22 protein-coding genes are annotated in these 18648 nt (G+C 44.1%); 7 read left to right on the top strand and 15 right to left on the bottom strand.

The genetic code is table 11. From position 1 onward, the window contains the following. Positions 1–5: 5 nt before the first annotated feature. Entirely contained in the window at positions 6–590 is a 585-nt protein-coding gene (locus tag AC6H1S_RS06445) for a TetR/AcrR family transcriptional regulator (protein ID WP_199139508.1), read from the bottom strand. Positions 591–901: 311 nt separating this feature from the next. Between AC6H1S_RS06445 and AC6H1S_RS06440 the strand changes: the two genes are divergently transcribed. From AC6H1S_RS06440 to AC6H1S_RS06415, 6 genes are all read left to right on the top strand, one after another. Continuing rightward, on the top strand, positions 902–1597 hold the full coding sequence (locus AC6H1S_RS06440) for a DUF6134 family protein (protein ID WP_497565571.1): 696 nt from the start codon (positions 902–904) through the stop codon (positions 1595–1597). 309 nt (positions 1598–1906) lie between these two features. Then, positions 1907–2899 carry an NAD-dependent epimerase/dehydratase family protein gene (locus AC6H1S_RS06435; RefSeq protein WP_497565570.1) on the top strand — a complete coding sequence of 331 codons (993 nt, stop codon included), beginning with the start codon at positions 1907–1909 and terminating at the stop codon, positions 2897–2899. Further along, positions 2896–3702: an SDR family NAD(P)-dependent oxidoreductase gene (locus tag AC6H1S_RS06430; protein ID WP_497565569.1), complete on the top strand. Its 807-nt coding sequence runs from the start codon at positions 2896–2898 to the stop codon at positions 3700–3702. The genes AC6H1S_RS06435 and AC6H1S_RS06430 overlap by 4 nt, the downstream gene beginning before the upstream one ends. Positions 3703–3746: 44 nt before the next feature. Then, a complete protein-coding gene (locus AC6H1S_RS06425) occupies positions 3747–4319 on the top strand; it encodes an RNA polymerase sigma-70 factor (RefSeq protein ID WP_497565568.1) in 573 nt (190 codons plus the stop codon). Next, entirely contained in the window at positions 4316–5275 is a 960-nt protein-coding gene (locus tag AC6H1S_RS06420) for a FecR domain-containing protein (RefSeq protein ID WP_497565567.1), read from the top strand. The genes AC6H1S_RS06425 and AC6H1S_RS06420 overlap by 4 nt, the downstream gene beginning before the upstream one ends. Positions 5276–5324: 49 nt before the next feature. Next, a complete protein-coding gene (locus AC6H1S_RS06415; protein ID WP_497565566.1) occupies positions 5325–7037 on the top strand; it encodes a carboxypeptidase-like regulatory domain-containing protein in 1713 nt (570 codons plus the stop codon). 57 nt (positions 7038–7094) lie between these two features. Here the strand turns inward: AC6H1S_RS06415 and AC6H1S_RS06410 are convergent, their stop codons facing one another. The 10 genes from AC6H1S_RS06410 to AC6H1S_RS06365 form a co-directional block, all read right to left on the bottom strand. Beyond that, positions 7095–7673, bottom strand: a complete 579-nt coding sequence (locus AC6H1S_RS06410) for a peroxiredoxin family protein (RefSeq protein WP_199139521.1) — start codon at positions 7671–7673, stop codon at positions 7095–7097. 1 nt (position 7674) lies between these two features. Further along, positions 7675–7950 (bottom strand): anti-sigma factor family protein, encoded by a 276-nt coding sequence (locus AC6H1S_RS06405; RefSeq protein WP_497565565.1) that lies wholly within the window; start codon positions 7948–7950, stop codon positions 7675–7677. A 1-nt stretch (position 7951) separates the two neighbouring features. Continuing rightward, on the bottom strand, positions 7952–8488 hold the full coding sequence (locus AC6H1S_RS06400) for a sigma-70 family RNA polymerase sigma factor (protein ID WP_199139525.1): 537 nt from the start codon (positions 8486–8488) through the stop codon (positions 7952–7954). A 325-nt stretch (positions 8489–8813) separates the two neighbouring features. Continuing rightward, complete coding sequence (locus tag AC6H1S_RS06395; RefSeq protein WP_497565564.1) at positions 8814–9833, bottom strand: WD40/YVTN/BNR-like repeat-containing protein; 1020 nt, start codon at positions 9831–9833, stop codon at positions 8814–8816. A 25-nt stretch (positions 9834–9858) separates the two neighbouring features. Beyond that, positions 9859–10293 (bottom strand): DUF2147 domain-containing protein, encoded by a 435-nt coding sequence (locus AC6H1S_RS06390; protein WP_199139527.1) that lies wholly within the window; start codon positions 10291–10293, stop codon positions 9859–9861. Positions 10294–10434: 141 nt separating this feature from the next. Then, positions 10435–10689: a hypothetical protein gene (locus AC6H1S_RS06385; protein ID WP_199139528.1), complete on the bottom strand. Its 255-nt coding sequence runs from the start codon at positions 10687–10689 to the stop codon at positions 10435–10437. A 142-nt stretch (positions 10690–10831) separates the two neighbouring features. After that, positions 10832–11218, bottom strand: coding sequence for a DoxX family protein (locus AC6H1S_RS06380; protein WP_199139530.1), 387 nt, complete (start codon positions 11216–11218; stop codon positions 10832–10834). Positions 11219–11222: 4 nt separating this feature from the next. Next, positions 11223–11648: a VOC family protein gene (locus AC6H1S_RS06375; protein ID WP_199139532.1), complete on the bottom strand. Its 426-nt coding sequence runs from the start codon at positions 11646–11648 to the stop codon at positions 11223–11225. Positions 11649–11707: 59 nt separating this feature from the next. After that, positions 11708–12220, bottom strand: a complete 513-nt coding sequence (locus tag AC6H1S_RS06370; RefSeq protein WP_199139534.1) for a DinB family protein — start codon at positions 12218–12220, stop codon at positions 11708–11710. 12 nt (positions 12221–12232) lie between these two features. Further along, positions 12233–12733, bottom strand: a complete 501-nt coding sequence (locus AC6H1S_RS06365) for a DinB family protein (protein WP_497565563.1) — start codon at positions 12731–12733, stop codon at positions 12233–12235. A gap of 124 nt (positions 12734–12857) precedes the next feature. On the opposite strand from AC6H1S_RS06365, the gene AC6H1S_RS06360 reads away from it, so the two are divergent. Further along, entirely contained in the window at positions 12858–13826 is a 969-nt protein-coding gene (locus tag AC6H1S_RS06360; protein WP_497565562.1) for a GlxA family transcriptional regulator, read from the top strand. 59 nt (positions 13827–13885) lie between these two features. Here AC6H1S_RS06360 and AC6H1S_RS06355 read toward each other — a convergent pair whose 3' ends face one another. From AC6H1S_RS06355 to AC6H1S_RS06340, 4 genes are all read right to left on the bottom strand, one after another. Further along, complete coding sequence (locus AC6H1S_RS06355; protein ID WP_497565561.1) at positions 13886–15637, bottom strand: HAMP domain-containing sensor histidine kinase; 1752 nt, start codon at positions 15635–15637, stop codon at positions 13886–13888. Between the two features lie 21 nt (positions 15638–15658). Next, the gene (locus AC6H1S_RS06350; RefSeq protein WP_497565560.1) at positions 15659–16771 is read right to left on the bottom strand and encodes a sensor protein KdpD; all 1113 of its coding nucleotides are present in this window, start codon (positions 16769–16771) and stop codon (positions 15659–15661) included. Positions 16772–16872: 101 nt separating this feature from the next. Next, a complete protein-coding gene (locus AC6H1S_RS06345) occupies positions 16873–17943 on the bottom strand; it encodes a porin (protein WP_497565559.1) in 1071 nt (356 codons plus the stop codon). Positions 17944–17977: 34 nt separating this feature from the next. After that, entirely contained in the window at positions 17978–18541 is a 564-nt protein-coding gene (locus tag AC6H1S_RS06340) for a K(+)-transporting ATPase subunit C (RefSeq protein ID WP_199139547.1), read from the bottom strand. Between the last annotated feature and the right edge of the window lie 107 nt (positions 18542–18648).

Here is an 18648-nt window from a genome sequence, read left to right as displayed (position 1 = left end):
TGATTTTATTGATAAACCATTTCAAAAATTAGCTTTTTACGCTCTTTCATCAGCTCGAGGTATTCAGCATCGTTGATGTTATATAGTGATTTGTTTAAGCAATTATTAATTAATGGATAAGCCATTAAGGCGAACAGATTCATGCAGAAGTGGCGCGGATCCATCCGCTTGATCTTGCCTTTGTCCATTTCGGCACTTATTTCCTTCAAAAATGCCGATACCCTGGTCTTCTTCTCTTCCGGAACCTGACGGTCATTGCGGTTCAAATCGGTGATGATATACATCTCCCGGTAAGGATATTGCATAGCCTGATCCATAAAAACATGGATCAGTTTTTCGAGCTTGTCCTTAAACTCGAGCTGCGAAGCGAAAACGCCGTCCATTTCTTTCGACATTTCTGCGCGCGCTTCGGTAGCTACCTGTTCAAATAGAATATCCCTCGATCTAAAATAATAGTTTAACAAAGTGCGGTTAACACCAGCCGCATCTGCAATATCCTGTGTTGTAGCATGTAATTTTCCCTCAGAAAAAAAGATCCGCTTGGCGGTATCTTTAATAAGCTGTTCAGTTCCCGTATCTCGCTGCGCCATTTACAATTGTGTTTAACATTTTTGTTAAACAAATGTAGACATCTATTTTAACCTGCCTATTTCCTATCAAAAATGTAGCCGATTTATGACACTTGGCAAACACTTTTCGAAGTTTCGATTCTGGGTTTTCAGTTGACAGTTGGCAGTTTTCAGTTGACAGTAGGCAGTTCTCAGTTGGCAGTTCCCAAATGAACTAATCAGCTAATCAGCCAATGAACTAATGAACAAATATTTTTCAAAGACATGGGGGTAAAACCAAGTTGGGTTGTATTACTATTAAAACGCCTTTAACACACCACAAAAATTAGCTTATGATACCAGCACTTTTATTTTGGTTGTTCAAAAAATATGCACAACCAACCTTACATCAGCTATACCTGCAATTGGGCACAGGCAACCTGCTAAGGTTTACCAAAAAGAAAACCATCCTTTTGCTTTTCGTAATCTTGAGTCTGTTCGCGCATGCTGAGGAAAAAACGGCTACCTATCTGATCAAACGAAACGGAACCGTCATCGGGCAGCTGCTGCTGCAACAAAAACAGCATGGTGCCGAAACATTTTTAAAGATGAGCTCGAAAGTGAAAACCCGTTTCATTTTTGAAATCAATGTGCAAACTGCCGACGAATCGTTTTTTAAAAACGGACAGCTCCAGTATTCGAGCGTTTATCGCAAGGTAAACGGCAAGGAAAAAGAAAACCGGCAAACCAAGCTCCTGCAACAAAACTACCAGCTTTTAGCCGGCAACAAAAGCAGCTGGTTCAATGCGAGCATCAATTACAACATGATGTTGCTGTATTGCCAGGAACCTATCCATATTTTGCAGGTTTATTCGGATCATTTCCAGCAGATGCTGCCCATCAAGAAAATCGGCACGAACAATTACCGCATCGATCTGCCCGATGGCAATTACAACACCTATTATTTCCAGAATGGCAGCTGCAAAACGGTAGAGATACATCATTCGCTGTACACCATTACGATGGAATTGGTTGAAGGAAATGACTGAATGAGGGAATGAATGAGAGAATGAGAGAATGAATGAAGGATTGAGTCAAAGCATAAGTAATAGCAGACAAGGCCTATTGAATCATTCAAAATTCAATCATTCAAAACTCAATCATTCAAGAACGAAGGACAGAACGAATGAAAGGCAAAGTTAGAGCATAGGTAACAGCAGACAAGGCCTATTCAATCATCCAAAACTCAATCATTCAAGAACGAAGGACAGAATGAATGAAAGGCAAAGTTAGAGCATGGGTAACAGTAGACAAGGCCTATTCAATCATTCAAAACTCAATCATTCAAAATTAAAAATATGGAAACGAAAATATTTGTAAGTGGTGCTTCTGGTTTTATTGGGCGAAAATTGTGCTTAGATTTGGCCGAAAAGGGCTTCAAGGTGCATGCGCTTTGCCGAAATACGGCACACCCCTACCTGCTTAAACACGAGAACATCAGTTTTTTCGAAGGCGATATCCTCGACATGAAAAGCCTGGCTACTGCTATGGAAAGTTGCAAACAGGTTTACCATACCGCAGCCATGGCCAAAATGTGGAGCAAAAACAAAGACGATTTTTACAGCGTCAATGTAATCGGCACCCGAAACATATTGCAAACAGCAATAAATCAAGACGTGAAAAGAGTAGTATATACCTCAACCTGTGGAGTTTGGGGGCCAACGCTGCGCTACCCGATGACAGAGAACGATCCGCGTATCATGGGATTTCCTATCGACTACGAACGTACCAAGTACCTGGCCGAGCTGGAAGTAGGCAGCTTTGTAAAAAACGGATTGGACGTAGTTACCGTTAATCCGTCGCGGGTTTTTGGCGAAGGTCCGATTACCGACAGCAATACCGTAAGCAAAATGGTTAATGGCTATTTAAAGGGCAAATGGCGCATTATTCCGGGCAATGGCAACAAGGTGGCCAATTATGCCTTTTTAAACGATGTGGTAAACGGGCATATCGCAGCCATGCAAAACGGCGAAACCGGACAACGCTATATTTTAGGGGGCGAAGACATCAGTTTTAACCAGTTTTTCGCCCTTTTGGGGGCCATTTCCGGCCATCACCAGAAAATGTTCAGGGTGCCCCAAAAAGTCATCAAGTTATACAGCCACCTCGAACAGCTCAAAACTACCTTAACCGGCTGGGCACCGGTGTTTTTGCCCGAGTTTGCCGACCGCCTCCTTTACGACCAGAAATACAGCAGCAAAAAGGCCATCAACCAACTCGATTACCGCATTACGCCTTTTGCCGAGGCCTTAACCAAAACCGTTCATTATTTACAAAAACACGCATCATGAAACTTACCGCCGTTGTAACCGGGGCTAGCGAAGGTTTGGGCAAATCGTTCGCCTTCGAGCTAGCCAGTAGAGCCATCAACCTGGTTTTGGTTGCCCTACCCAATTCGGGTTTGCCTCAATTAGCCAACTTTATCCGCATCAATTTTAAGATCGAGGTGACCGAGTTTGAGCTCGACCTCACGCAAACCGAAAGCTGCGAAACCATATTCAACAACCTGCAACAACAAAAGATAAAGGTCGATTTTTTGATCAATAACGCGGGCTTGGGCAACTGGTCGTGGTTTGAGGAGAAACAGATCGATTTCTACAAAAAACAGATCGACCTGAACATCACCAGCACCGTATTGCTTACGCGCCTGTTTTTAGACCAGGTTAATAAACAGCAGCCGTCGTATATTTTAAATGTGGGCAGTTTAGGCGGCCGATTTGTAGTGCCCCGGAAATTGGTTTATGGTGCCACCAAATCGTTTATCAGCTATTTTACGCGTTGCCTGCAGCTGGAACAGGCCAATTCTTTGGTAAAGGTGAGTTTGTTGAGCCCAGGGGGAATTAATACCAAACCCGAACTGCTGGTGCTGAACCATGCGCTAAAAGGCATTTCGAAGGCCACCATTTTAGAACCCGAGCAAGTAGCCAAAACGGCTATCGATGGTTTGCTGAAAGGCAAGAAAGAAATCATCCCCGGACAAATCAACAGGCTTTTGGTATTCTTCGATTTACTGTTGCCCAATTTCATCAAAGCATTGATCATTAAAAGGAAACTAACGGCAACAGTGGGCAGTCCCCATTTGCTCAATGCCTAAAGATTTTTAATAAAAGCTTATCTTCGATTGGAATAGCCCATAGCTTGGAAAGTAACGACAACCATTTAATCGGCCTCATCAAATCTGGCAAGCAAACCGCATTTGATACTGCTTACCTCAATTATTTCAGGCAGCTGCAACGTTATGCCTTTACTTTTACCAAAGACAACGACGATGCCGAAGAATTGATACAGAACGTGTTTTGCAGGATCTGGGAAAAACGAAACCAGCTTGATGCCAATGGGCAATTAAAGTCTTTCCTGTACAGAGCCGTGCATAACGAATGTTTAAACTATTTAAAACACCAAAACGTGAAGCTGTCTTTTCATAACTACCAACAGGAAAATGCAAGCATAGCCAACGATCCCGTTCAGGAAATGGCGGCGCAAGAGCTGGAAAAACAGCTTTACCTGGCCATCAACGAACTGCCTGGCCAATGCCGAACCATTTTTCAGCTGAGCCGGATAGAACAGCTCAAATACCAGCAGATAGCCGATCGGCTGAACCTCTCTATCAAAACCGTTGAAAACCAGATGGGGAAAGCTTTGAAAACGCTGCGTTTAAAGCTAGTTGACTTTCTGCCCATTTTATTGATTTATTTAACCAAAGGCCTATGACCTGGAATGCTACGATAACTGATGATTTACTGGTAAAATACTTGCTGGATGAAGCCAATATGGCCGACCGGAAGGAAGTAGAGCAGTGGCTGGCTGCCGATGCCCGGAATCAAAAATATTTCGATGATTTTAAGCTGATCATCGAAAAAAGCCAAATACAGGCCACTGAAGACGAAAAAGACTACGCCGCCTTAGCTCGTTTGCACGCGCGTATGAAGCGACAAAGCGCAGAAGCACCTACCCGACCGCTGTTTACACGAACCAGAGCCATTGCCGCCGTATTGATGATAGCCTTAGGTTCATGGCTGGCTTATACCCTGCTTAGCCAGAACAAGCCCATCAGCTTGCAGAGCGAGGCTAATGTAATAACCCAAAACCTGCCTGATGGCTCTACGGTGATTTTAAACAAACATTCGTCGTTCACTTATCCGGCCAAGTTTAAGGGCGCTACCCGAATGGTAAAGCTCAACGGCGAAGCTTTTTTTAAAGTAACTCCCCATAAGCAAATGCCTTTTATTATCGAAGCCAACGGCGTTACCGTACAGGTGGTTGGCACGTCGTTTAATGTCAAAAGCAGCCAAGACCAAACCCAGGTTATTGTAGAAACCGGAATGGTAAAGGTAAGCAAGCTCGAAAAAAGCATTACCCTTTTGCCCGGCGAAAAAGTAAACGTAGCCAGCAACAGCAATGTACTGGTCAAAGAAATGAACAAAGGCAAGCTGTACAATTACTATTACAGCAATGAATTGATATGCGATAAAACCCCATTGCACGAACTGGTACAGGTGCTGAACCAAAAATTCGATGCCAATATCGCAATCAGTAATCCGAAACTGGAAGATTTGCCCATCAGTACTACCTTTAACAACAATTCACTCCATGAAATTTTAACTGTTATCCACGAAACTTTTAACGTGAACGTTGAGTATAAAGGCAATCAGATTTTATTGAAGTAACATGCGGTTAGGGCTTAGGTGCTTGATATTTCCCCTTCTTGTTCTGTTTTTGACAAACAGCGAAACCCATGCGCAAAACCTGGGCAAAACAGTGGCTATTCAAGTCAAAAGACAGAAACTTAAAGCCGTACTTTCGCTGTTGGAAGAGCAGGGCAAATTCAAGTTTTCCTACAACAGTAATATCCTTCCCCTCGATAGCCTGGTAGATTTCGATTCTAAAAATCTCAATGTTAAGGAAAGCCTTAACCTCTTGCTCGGCAACCCATACGAATATCGCGAAACGCCAAATTTTGTCATTATCCGTTATGCGCCATTCGAAATGACAATGTTGGTACAAGAATCGAACGGTAGCCAAGAGCAATACTTCATCAGGGGAAAAATAGTGGATAAACAGACCGGCAAACCCATTGCCGATGCCAGCGTGTACGAGAAAAACCTGTTGCAATCGACCCTGAGCGACAAAGATGGCCTTTTTAGCCTGAAGCTGAAAAATATACACGCCACAATTACCCTTACCGTAAGTAAAGAGGGCTATAAAGACCACTCTTCCTATTTTTTGCCCGAAGTAGTTATTTTTAAAAACCCCAAAAAAAGCAACGGATCTTATACCGACGACGAGCTGCCCAAAGTAGAAAACACCTTTCTCGGCCGGACATTCATTACCCGAAAACAACGTACCCAAACCCGTAACATTGGTGGTTTTATTGCCAATGCGCCAGCACAGATTTCGCTCGGGCCCGGCCTCGGTACGCATGGCTCACTAAGCGGACAGGTGGTAAACAAATTCTCCATCAATGTAACCGGCGATTTCAATGCTGGCACTGAAGGTATCGAAATAGGCCTGTTATTCAACATCGACAAAAGAGATGTGCGTTATTTCCAGTTTGGCGGGGCATTCAATCTGGTGGGCGGTTCTTTTACCGGCTTGCAAATCAGTGGTTTTCATAACGATGTGCTTCAAAACTTCAAAGGCCTGCAGGTTTCATTAGGCTATAACCAAGTGTTGGGCAATTTGAACGGCTGGCAGATCGGTGGCCTGTTTAACCAGGTTTACAGCGATGTTAAAGGCATACAGGTGTCTGTTGGCTATAACCAGAACAAACAATCCATGCAGGGAATACAGATAGGCGGTTTGTTTAACCAGGTAAAAGGCAATTTTAGTGGCCTGCAAATTGGAACCGGCTACAACCGTACTAATCAACAGCTCAATGGGGTACAGGTTGGAGCCATCAACAGTGCCCGAAAGGTAAAGGGACTGCAACTGGGCTTTGTTAATTTCGCAGACACTTCGTCGGGGTATAGTGTTGGCTTGTTCAATATTATTCGCAAAGGCTACCATAAACTGAGCATCAGCAGCAACGAAAGCATCGATTTGAATGCCGCCCTGAAAACAGGAACCTCCAAGTTTTACACGCAATTGCTTTACGGACAAAATGTAAGGGCGCATAAAAAATTAATCGCCATAGGTTTTGGCCTGGGCAAAGAAATCGAGCTGGGAAAGCTGTTTTCACTTAATCCTGAACTCAGTACCCGCTACGTTTACCAAGGCGATTGGCAATATACCAACCTTCTCAACCGTGCCGACCTTAATTTCAATTACCACATTAATTCGTGGCTGACCATTAATGCCGGACCAGCTTTTAATGTTTACTATGCCCAGCAATCGGTTCCTCTTAAGGGCTACGACTTGCTCAAACCTCCCCAAGCAGGCAACAAACTACGGAGTTGGGTTGGCTGGAATTTGGGGGTAACATTATTTTAAGTACCCCCAACTTGCGAAGTTTAAGAAGCTTCGCAAGTATGCTCGCTAACGTCTGTGCTACAAGTTAGCCATTAAGGTTTTAACCGAAGGCCTTTTCTTGTAGTCGGCATCAAAATGAACGTATTTGATTTTTCCATCTTTGCCAATGATGTAGGTTGCCGGCACCGGCAATACATAATCTGTTTGGCCATTGGCCATAGCCACATCCAAGCCACCTTTTTTATAACGATCGGCCAAACCAGGTTCCATTACATAATTTACCTGATAAGCTTTCATGATACTATAATCGCGATCGCTCACGATGCTGAAAGACGCCTTTGTTTTGGCTACCGTTTTCTGTACGCCTGCTGCAGTTTCAGGCGAAACACCCAGCACATAAGCGCCCTTACCGGTTAACAGTTGCAGGCTATCCTGCAAATCCTTGATGTGCTTGTTGCAATACGGACACCATTGGCCACGATAAAAAAACAGCACTACCGATTGATTGTTTTTTAACAGCTGTTTCAAGTCTACCACTTGGCCAGCATTGTCCTTCGCACTAAATTGGGGCGCCTGCTGACCTACTTTTAACGGATTTTGGGCAAATACAGGAGCCGTGGCCAGCAATAAAATGGCCAATACTAAGATTTTTTTCATGCTATTCATTTTCTAGTTTCGTGTTGATTAAAATTTTGAGTTTATTTTTAAATTCTGGATCCAGTTCTTTGGTTTTGGTGGCCGATTGCCTAAATACGCTGCCCATGAGCAATTGTATGTTTTTGCTTTGCCTTTCGTAGGTCCTGCACCAAGAGCAAGCGGCAAGGTGTATTTTTAGTTTTACCTGCTCGCCTAGCGTTAAAGGCTTAAACTGTTGCTTTTCTATTAAAAAAGTAGCCTTTTTACAGTCTGCCATTATTTTTTCTGTCAGCTTCATCTTATAGCCAGTGTTTTTGCAGGCAGGCCCTGAGGTTAAGCTTGCTTCGGTGAACAATTACCCAAAAGTTTGCAGCCGTAATGCCCAAACTTGTACAGATCAATTCAGAAGTACTGTCTTCGAGATATTTGAGGCTAAACACCGCCAGCCAAAGCGCCGGGAGTTTTTCCATGCATTTTTTAAGCACCTTATCCAGTTCTTTGTTTTCTAACGGATTTCCATCATCAATTCCAATTTCCAGGGGCTTGGTTTTCCAATGTCCGCTTTCATCAAAAAAGTCATCTCCACCCAACTCTTCTGGCCTTCGCTTCTTTTTGCGAAAGGTATCGGCAATTTTATGCTTGAGGATACCCGTAAGCCAAGTCAGTTCTGCGCTTTCCTCCCTAAAAGCATTCCTGGCCTGCAAGGCGGCCAAAAAAGTTTCCTGAACCAGGTCTTTGGCCAGTTCATCTTCAAAAACCTTTTTTAAGGCAAAGGCATACAGCCGATCTGCATATCGCTCTACCCATAATGCAGGATCGCTCATTGTTTTCTCCATATATTAAACATGCTTCAAAGCCATTTGCCACATTCTTTACCAGGTTAGTGGCCAAGTCATGGTATTCCTTACAAAAATTTACAAAAAAATATTGGGTGCAGTTAAAAATCTAAATTTTATAGATTTGTTTCCGTGCCAAAGCCAGGCTAAGCTGTTTTAAAGGGGTTGTTTGAAAATCAAGGCTTTCTGTTCTTGGCCAGGTTCAGTCCTGCTTTAATTTGCACGAAATAAGCTTTGTTGGAAAAACTTTGCCGCTTCCCCTGTAGGCAAATTTGAATTCATATTGCCTACCGCAAACTGACAACTAAAACCGAGAACTGTAAACTTACCTGTAAATCAACTGATAAATTTGTCCGCGGTTGCCGGTGAGCAGCACCAAGCTTCCTTTTTTGGCTTTTTGCAGGGCATTAAAGTTTTGAGTAGAAATATTTGTCCAGGTTTTACCACCATCTGTCGATACATCGGTGCCTGATGAACCTGTAGCAAAACAAAGCTGCTCGTTAACATATTCAACTGCCGATCGATAACCCAGCACAGGCTTTTCTGGCTTAAACCAGCTTTTGCCACCATTTTTGGTTAAGAGTACATTATTGGTGTTTTCTTTGTCTTTAAGATAGTTGCCCCCCACTACAATCCCTTTTCTATTGTTAAAAAAGGCGATAGAGAATGGTCCGGTACTATTTTCTCCTTGGATAATCGGACATTGATAAACTTTCCAGCGATGCCCGTAGTTGGGCGAATAGTAGATGTTTGAAGTTGAGCCTCCCGTGGCTATCCATACTTTGCCATCGGGTGCCGTTCTGATGGTGGTACCGCTTGCGGCAAAACCCGCTTCGCCCGCTTTGAGGTCTTTTTTCAACTGGGCCGAAATATCCTGCCAGGTCAAGCCGCCATCAACGGTTTTGAGCAGCTGCATTTTGTTTTTGATCGGATCGCCGAAGATAATGCCTTGTTGTGCATCCCAAAAGCCCATTCCGTCTAAAAATATGGCCGAATCGGTATTTTTATAAACCTCACGCCAAGTTTTGCCACCGTCAACAGTCGACAGCACATAAGCCGGCGAACCCGCATTCACCACAATAGCCTTCAGTTTGTCAAAAGCCTCGATATCCCTGAAATCAAGCTTTTCATAGCCCTTCGGCTGGACCCACTCCCATGTTTTGCCGCCATTGAGGGTTTTGCCTACATAACCGTTGCTGCCACTTACCCAAGCTATCGAATCGCTAACCACTGAAAGGCCACGCATACTGGTGTTTTTACCGGTTGCCAGTTGTTTTAACGTATAGTTTTGGGCCATGCCCCAAAAAGGGCAAAGCAAAAAAACACAAAGTAGCTTTTTGAACATAACAGGGATTTTAAAGGCGTTTGGCCTATTTTACTCTTTTCCAGCTTTCAGACCGGCCAATTAGCGAAATGCCAATATAGCCTCTAATGTTGAGCTGTCCGTTTTCTTTCAACGTGATATTGCAACTATAAGTCTTGCCGGTTTTAGGATCGTAGATGCTGCCGTCGGTCCATCTTTTATCTTCAAAAACAAAATCCTTCAGAATTTCCAATCCCAATAAAGGCTTGTTCCTGAGGCTTGTATTCGGATTTTTGACATCGGTTTTTGGTTTACCGTGTTCGTCGTTCGGTTCTTTGATCCAAGCCAGTTTGCCAAAATACTTGTCGCCTTTTTTATAGATTTCTATTTGGCCTTCACCAGAAGGGTTGACCCATTTGCCCAGGATATCGTCATTCTTTTGAGCAAAAACAGAAAGCGTGGAGAGCGCTAGTATCAACAAAAAGGATAGTTTCTTAACCATAAGATGTGCTTTAGCTAGGCTAATTTAGCGATTAGGAATGAAAAATAAAACTTGGGTGCAACAGCACCAAGCTAATTTTACATTCAAACTTCTTTAAGCCAAGGCTCTAAATACATCAATCAAGCCCCCCTTTGGCGCGTATTAACGCCGGGTAAACAAGGTCGCCACGGGCTGAAAATCGTCGGGGAGCACGCTAGCCTCAAAACCGTTTGCCAGGAGCAGTTTAATGATCGAATGGGGACAAACCACGCCATTGACACATTGAATGCGAAGAATCAGGTCGCAATCTTCTAAATCGAAGTTGGCCTGATACTCGCTAAAACTTTGGTGTATCTGATCGACGATGTTTTTGGCATCTTCGCCATGGGCTACGTTTGTCTTAAAAACTTCTACCATAGGTATTTCACATCAACTTGTATATTTTCTCGTTCACCACAACGTCTTTGCCTACCCTTTTGCAGGGCAATGGCGCTCTATTTTTCGGGTTCGTTTATTTGAAACTGGTGCCTTTGCCATTGCATCAAACCTTATTAACCATTTATTGTCTGATCATTTTATGGTAGCTGATGTAAGAAGTGAGCAGCACGGCAAATACAACCAAAGGGAAGAACGACATCCCTACTGCACCATCGACAGCCAAATGGCCAATGAATGCCGAAAGGTATTTGATGCCACAGCCTACATAAGCCCATTCTTTGATGCGCTTGCCAAAAAACGGCAGGATCAAAATCAATCCGCCAATAAAATGACCTATGCCGATTTCCATGGCCAGCCAAGTGGGAATGCCCAAATGTCTGGTGCCTTCTACGGCTTCGGGACTGTTCATAAAAAATATGCCCGGCAGGATAAATAAGGCCAGTAGGCCCGTCGAAACCCAGAAAACTATTTTCGCGGTTTTGTTCGGTTTTTTCGTTTGATTTTCCATCCTCTTATTTTTGGTTGTAATCGTAGTTCACCATCCATTGAATGCCGAATTTATCGGTCAACTGGCCATAGTAGGCATTCCAGAACATTTTTTGCAAAGGCATAACTATTTGTCCGCCTTCGGCCAAGCCATTGAAAAGCTTATCGGCTTCGGCTTCGCTTTCGGCGCCTATCGAAATAGACATGTTGCTGCCGGGTTTTACCTGTACCATACTGCTTGGCACATCAGTTCCCATTAAAATGCTGGTTGGGCCAATTGGAAGCGCTACGTGCATAATGCCTTCCTGATCTTCCTTCGTCATGCCTTCGCATCCCGGCGTATCTTTAAAGCGCATCAAGGCCGTAAATTCGCCACCAAATACTGATTTGTAAAAATTGAATACTTCTTCGGTATTGCCGTTAAAGTTTAAGTAAGTGTTTAATGTTGCCATCTTGTTTGTTATTTTTTTGTTTTAATGAGGTTATTGGTTTATGGACTAGGGTTCTACTATCAATTAGCCAGCTGCTGATAAGCCCGGTTCAGCTGATTGGTATGCCTTATGGTATGAAGCATCACAAAATGGAGGGCTTCCAGGCGAGTAACATAGCCAATACCAGGCAGTTCGAAACCTAGGCAAGTGGCATCGAGGTCCAAATCGGCTATGGCTTTGGTTAAGGTCTCGTTAATGGCTTTTATGTTGTCCAAATGAGGTTCCTTTTCGTAGTTTTTTATTTCGGGACGTACAAAATCCGGTGCTTCCATCTTCGAATCGAAGTTGAGCATGATGTTCTTCAGCAAACCAATATGCTGATCAGCCGGCCTTTCGGTTTGCCGGGTTTCGCCATAAAGCATATCGGCAAAACCGCCGTTGGCCAGGGTAAGATGCTGTACGATTTGGCCGGGTGTCCAGCTGCCTTCGGAAGGAACCAGGTTATATTGTTCGTTACCAAATTGTTGTGTGGCTTTTGTCCAATTGGCAAAAGCCTGATCCAATTCTTGTTGCAAGGTTGTTTGCGTTGTCATAATCTTTAAATTTTACATGTATTTCATTGCCGGATAATTAAGCAGGCGACGCCATAAAGCGATTTGACCGATGCAGTTCGCTTCGCGATAGGTATTGAATGTTACCATATCATACAAGGGAAAGCTCATGTTCATTTCCGGAAACTCGAGGATTTTATCGAGCTCGGCATCACTAGCCTGTATCAGTTTTTCGCGCAGGATCGGCGAAATATGCGCCCAGTCTTTTTGATAGCTTTCGAGCGATGGGTATTGTACATCGTCCTGAATGCCTTTGTTATGTTTAAACAGCTCATGCGACTGGGCTTTGTGGTCGACACCAAACCAGTTAGCCAGTTCGAAGCGGCCTTCGAGCATGCTGCCTGCCAACCAGGCGACATGATTAGCCTTGGTATCTAGGCGTTTATGCGCATCGGCATCGGCAATGCCATCCAATACGCTATTGAAATAAGTGCTGTGCATGTCGTACAATACAACGATGGCAAACATGCGGTTACTTTTGGGTTGAGTTTCCATATTGTTTTTTGTTTATGCTAAGTTAAGCCATGTTTAACTGGATATGGACTGCTAAAAAAGTCAACCTTGGGGGGTATTTGAGACATTTTTATTATCTTAGTTCTGCAACAATCCTATCCTTACCATGCGACAAATCGGCGTGCTGCTCAGCAAAAGCTATAAATTATTAAGTATTGCAGCCATTTTAGAGGTTTTTGAAACCGTCAACAAATTTTACGAGGCAGATGGTCTTCCCCTGCCTTTTCACATCAACATACTGACTTCTGAAGAGACCCTGGCTACGCAGCAGGAAGCTTTTGGCTATGCCTTGCAAAGCATTAAAGAAGCCGAAACCATGGAAATTATCCTTATTCCGGCTTTTACCTCAGATAACATGGCCGAAACCCTGCAGGCCAACTATGCCTGCATACCGCATTTGATTAGGCAGTATAATGCCGGAGCCTGCGTAGGCACTTTCTGCACCGGGGCTTTTTTGTTGGGCGCGAGCGGTTTGCTGAACGGAAAAATCGCCACTACGCACGTAGATGCCAGCAATGGCTTTGCGCAGGCATTTCCATCGGTAAAGCTTAAGGCCGACAAAACCGTAACGCAAGACGGCCGTTTGTATACCAGTGGCGGTGCTACTTCTTCGTTCCACCTCTTGCTGCATTTGGTACACGAATATTGTGGCAAGGAAATGGCCATCAAAATTGCCAAGGTTTTTGCCATCGATATGGATAGGGATAAACAGTCTTATTTCAGTACTTTTCAGCCCTCTAAAGACCATAACGACGATTTGGTGGCCTCGGCACAGGCCAAAATAGAAAGCAATTACCAAGATGCCGCCACCATTGAAGAACTGATTAAGGATATTCCTTCGAGCCGGCGCAATATTGTAAGGCGCTTTAAACAGATTACGGGCATTACCCCGATCGAGTACCTGCAGCAAACCCGCATCGAAGCCGCCAAAAAACTCTTGGTAAAAACTGGCCAGCAGATGTCTGAAATTATTTTCAACTCGGGCTATAGCGACCCCAAGGCTTTTAGAAAAGTATTTAAGAAAAGTGTGGGCATGACACCTTCGCAGTATCGGGAGAAATTTCAGGTGAGGTAAGCCTTTTGCCCTCGACGAGAGAGGCAAAAGGCTTGCCACGTTTTCCAAACTTTACCAATCTATGCTACTGGCAAAGCAAAGCAAAACCTGCTGCCTTCGCCAATGGCACTTTCTACCCAAATACGGCCTTGTTCGGCCTCGATAAAATCCTTAGAAATAGCCAAGCCCAAACCCGATCCCGATTTGTTTTGCCCATCGGTTGGCACCTGGTAATAGCGATCAAAGAGTTTCTTTTGGTATTGTTCCTCAATACCTTTTCCAAAATCACGAACCGAAAATTCAACAAAACCATGCTGTTCGCTCACCTGTACCAATACTTTCGATTTTTCGGAGCTGTAGCGTAGGGCATTCGACAGGAAATTAACCAGCACCCAAGCCGTTTTCTGTACATCGGCATTAACGGCAGGCAATTTTGCAGGTACATTTAACTCTAAGCGGATTTCTTTTTGTTCGGCCTGAAAGTTCACTGCGTCTATGGCCAGTCCTACAATAGCGGCAGGATTAGTCCGTACAAAATTGAGCTGCAGGTTTCCGGTTTCTACCTGGGCCAGATCGAGCAGTTCGCTGGTGATCTTCAACAGGCGTTCGCTATCTTCCTTAATGTGTTTCACCAGCTCGCTCTGTTCCTGGTTCATAGTGCCTACCCTTTCGTCGTTGAGCAGCTTTAAACTCATTTTGATCGAGGATAGCGGTGTTTTCAGCTCGTGCGAAACCGTGGCAATGAAATTGGTTTTGGCTTCGTCGAGCTCCTTGAACTGGGTGATGTTTTTGAGCACATAAACCTTGCCTACCGATTTGCCAACGGCAATCAGCGTGGGATCGTTAAACTCATCGAAATTGGGAATGGTAATTTCGCGCTGTTCGAGCAAAAAGTAGGATTCCTTTTCGTCGGCATAGATTTTCAAAGGCTCTTTGCTGTTTTTATCCGCCAATATCCTTTGGAGCAACTCGTTCCTTTGGGCCAATTCATCGGCACTTTTACCGACTGCCACGGCCGAATCGAGGTTAAGCAACTGTGCGGCAACCTTATTGAGGAACAAAATTTCCTGCTTTTCGTTTAAGCCGATAATGGCATCCTGCATCTGCTCGATAATGGTTTCAATGCGCTGCTTTTCCGATTTGATTTTGGCTACATTGCTGTTGTCCCAGTTTTTGAGTTCCAATGCCATTTTGTTAAAGGCCAAAGCCAGTTCGCTAAACTCGTCGTGCCCTTTAAAATTAAGGTGCTGCTTGTAGTTTTTACGGCTGATTTCGCGAATACCTTCCAACAGTTCACGCAATGGATTAGCAATAAAGCCCGGAAAGTTGACAATAAAGCTGAATAGGATAATAAAAGTAACCGAAGCGGTAATGCTCAAAAAAAGCGTGGCCCTTTCGGTAGCCTGCTGCGCCTTTTCGTTTTTCCTGACAATGGCGTTCATGTTCAGCTCGTCGATATTGCGCAGCTGCAAATGGATCTCGTTCATAGCTTCGCGTTGCTGCGCGAATATCACATTGGGCTGTTTGAGTCGATCGAAGGCTTGCCGAAGAGCCAATACCGCCGCCTTTTCGCCGGGTTCGGTCACGTTGGCTTCTTCCAATTGCAAAGCCTTTTCAATGGGTGCCGCATTTATTGGGTTGATGGTGCCGTTTTGGGCATCGAGTGCCGTGCGGATATCATTTACATACACCAACGACTTATAGTTGTCTTTCAAAATCACTTTCGAACGTGAGGCGATCTCGTTGATATGGTAAAGGGAAATGGCGCCAAAGCTGATCACAACCAGGAACAAAAAGCCAAATCCAAGCCGAAGTTTTGTTTTTATCTTCATCGCTTTAAATTTAATATTCATTTAAGACAAAATAACCAAGTCGGTATCCCTTGCTGCCATGGCCTTGAGCAATTGGTTAAACAAATTGGTGCGCCAAATGAGCTGGAACAGGTTAAAATGGGGCTTCCCGATACAAATGGTCGTTATTTCTCTTTCTGTGGCCAACTGGATAATGGTTTTGGTAATCTCATCGCTTTTGATCCGGATTACTTCAGCCCCCAATTCGGTAGCCAACTTCAAATTGTTCAGTAAATATCGCTGTTTATCCAGCTTAATTTTATCGGCCTGTTCATGGGTGCTTTGCACGTACAAAACCAGCCAGGGCGAATGATAATAGGAAGCCAGCCGGGCCGTTTTTCTAATCACCACCCTTGCCGTATCCGGATTGGAGGAAATGCAGGCCAAGAACCTCTCCTGGCGCAATTTAACCTGTTTGGGCACTTCCCTGTTTACTTTCCGCTCTACCTGATGGGCTACTTCCTTTAGCGCCAGTTCCCGCAGCTGCAGTATTTTCTCCGACTGGAAAAAATTATTCAAGGCCTGCTCAATCTTGTTTTCCCGATAGATCTTGCCTTCTTTTAACCGCGTAAGCAATTCGTCGGCTGTTAAATCGATATTCACGATTTCATCGGCCAGCTCCAAAATCTTGTCGGGGATCCTTTCGGTAACCGGAACGCCTGTAATCTGTTCAATTTCTCCGTTGATGCTTTCGAGGTGTTGGATATTAACCGCCGAAATCACACTGATACCCGCTTCTAAAATATCGTAAACATCTTGCCAGCGCTTGGCATTTTTGCTGCCTTCGGCATTGGTATGGGCCAGCTCGTCTACAATTACCACTTCGGGATGCGCATTGAGAATAGCCTGCAGATCCATTTCCTCCAATTCTTTGGCTTTGTAGAAAATCTTTTTGCGCGGAATAACCGGCAAGCCATCGAGCAGGGCATTCGTTTCTTTCCTCAAATGGGTTTCGATGTAACCGATACGCACATCTACCCCGCTTGCCAACAAGGCATGGGCCTCCTGCAACATGCGGTAGGTTTTGCCAACGCCCGCGCTCATGCCCATGTAGATCTTGAGCTTGCCCCTGCGGTTTTTCTTAACCAGCGCGATAAATTCGTTTACATTTTCCATTTTGCGTTTGACAAAGTGCCTAATCTTTAAAACTGTTGTAATTATTTAACAAACTTCCCAATGAGCTAATGACTAATGACTAATGAACTATAAATATTTCCTTAAAAAGCCACCGCGATACTCGCTGTTACGGCAGCATCTTGGTTAACTGTACTGTTGTTGCGGGTAAAAATCTTGTCTTTGCTATCATAAACCTTGCCTTCTAAACGCACTACGGCATTGCTGATGGGCGAATAATCTAAATTTAGCGAATAGCCCATCGTTTTGAAACCATTTGGCGTTCCAGTGGCTATAAATATACCGTCTTTGTCTTTATAATATTCGGCTCTGCCGGCGATGGCCCATTTTGGATCAAATTTATACTGGGCAATCAGAACTGGCGAAAGTACTTTGCTCTTGGCCGATTGTCCCTTTATCTTTTGCTGCGTACCATAATCAAAACCTGCGGTTAGGCCAAATTTTTCGGTTAATTGGGCAATGGCATAAAAATTATGGTAGACGCGTTGTACACGGGTGGCATTTTCGCCTTCGTAGCCAATGTAATTGCTATAGTTTAATGTAATCTTGCCATTCGGCTTATAGGTGAGCTGTACGCCTCCGGCAGGCTTGCTGTTGCCATCAGGGCGATTGATTTTCTGCCAGCCGTTTAAGTACAGCAAGGTGGTGGCAAACTGGCCATCGGCTGTGCTGTAACTGAGTTTGGCCCCCGATTCGTAATAAGGCGTATTTTCTGAAGCGATGTTTCTGGTGAGCACCCAACAATCTTTCGAAACCGCGCTTTCAAAACCAATGTGTGAGGCAAAAACACCAGCATCGATCCACAGATTGGCTGTTTTGCTTAACTTGAGGCCAGCATTGGCTTCGTAGATGTTTTTCAGTACGCCAGGCTCGGCCGATAGATTGGCATTGGTATAGGTACCAGCCATCAAAGCTATATTAGCTCTTACTTTATCATTGTCGTAATTGGCTTTGATAAAGGCCAGGTTCAGGTTTACTTCGTTGTGCCTGTTGTGCGAATACACAAAAGCGGGACGGTTGTTGTTGGCAGGCTGATTAAAATCGTAGCCATAATAGGTTTCCAGATAACCCGAAAATTTGACTTTTGGGGCATCTTGGGCTTTAACACTTAAGGTTAGGGCTAATACGGCAATTGTTGCTATTATTTTTTTCATGTGTTTGTATCTTTTCAATGGGGGATTCGGCTAATTATTTCAATTGGTCTAAAGCCAGGTTCAGTTCAAGGACGTTGATTTTTTTAGGACCAAAAAGACCTAAAAACGGCTGTTCGGTATGTTTTACAACCAGTTCGGCTATTTTGCGCTCATCTATTTTACGGTAGGCAGCTATCCTTTTGATCTGGATAATGGCACCTTGCTCAGAAATATCCGGATCGAGTCCACTACCCGATGCGGTAACCATTTCGGCAGGGATAGCATCTTTGCTAACGCCTGGATTGTATTTGATCAGGGTATCTATCCTTGATTGTACTGCTTTGAGGTAATCGGGATTGCTTGGCCCCTTGTTAGAGCCCCCAGAACCAGCCGCGTTATAGCCCACCGCCGACGGACGGCCCCAGAAATACTCGGGTTTGGTAAACGACTGGCCCAACAAAGCGTAGCCTACCACTTTACCATTTCTGGTTATTTTTTCGCCACCACCCTGCCCTTTACCTAGTTTTCCGGCAATAGCAATACTTAATGGATAAAACACGCACAACAACACCAAAAGCACCAGGGTTAAGCGGATGGATTGAATTAAATACTTTTTCATTTTTTTGTTTTTTTATTTTGAGGAAATAGAAAATGGAGGATAGGCAATAGGTTTGATTATGCGGATATTCCTTGCCGTTCTCTAAATCCTTATTTACATTTTCTGTT

Source organism: Pedobacter sp. TM02 (assembly GCF_059705275.1).
This window is presented reverse-complemented; position numbering and strand designations above follow the sequence as displayed.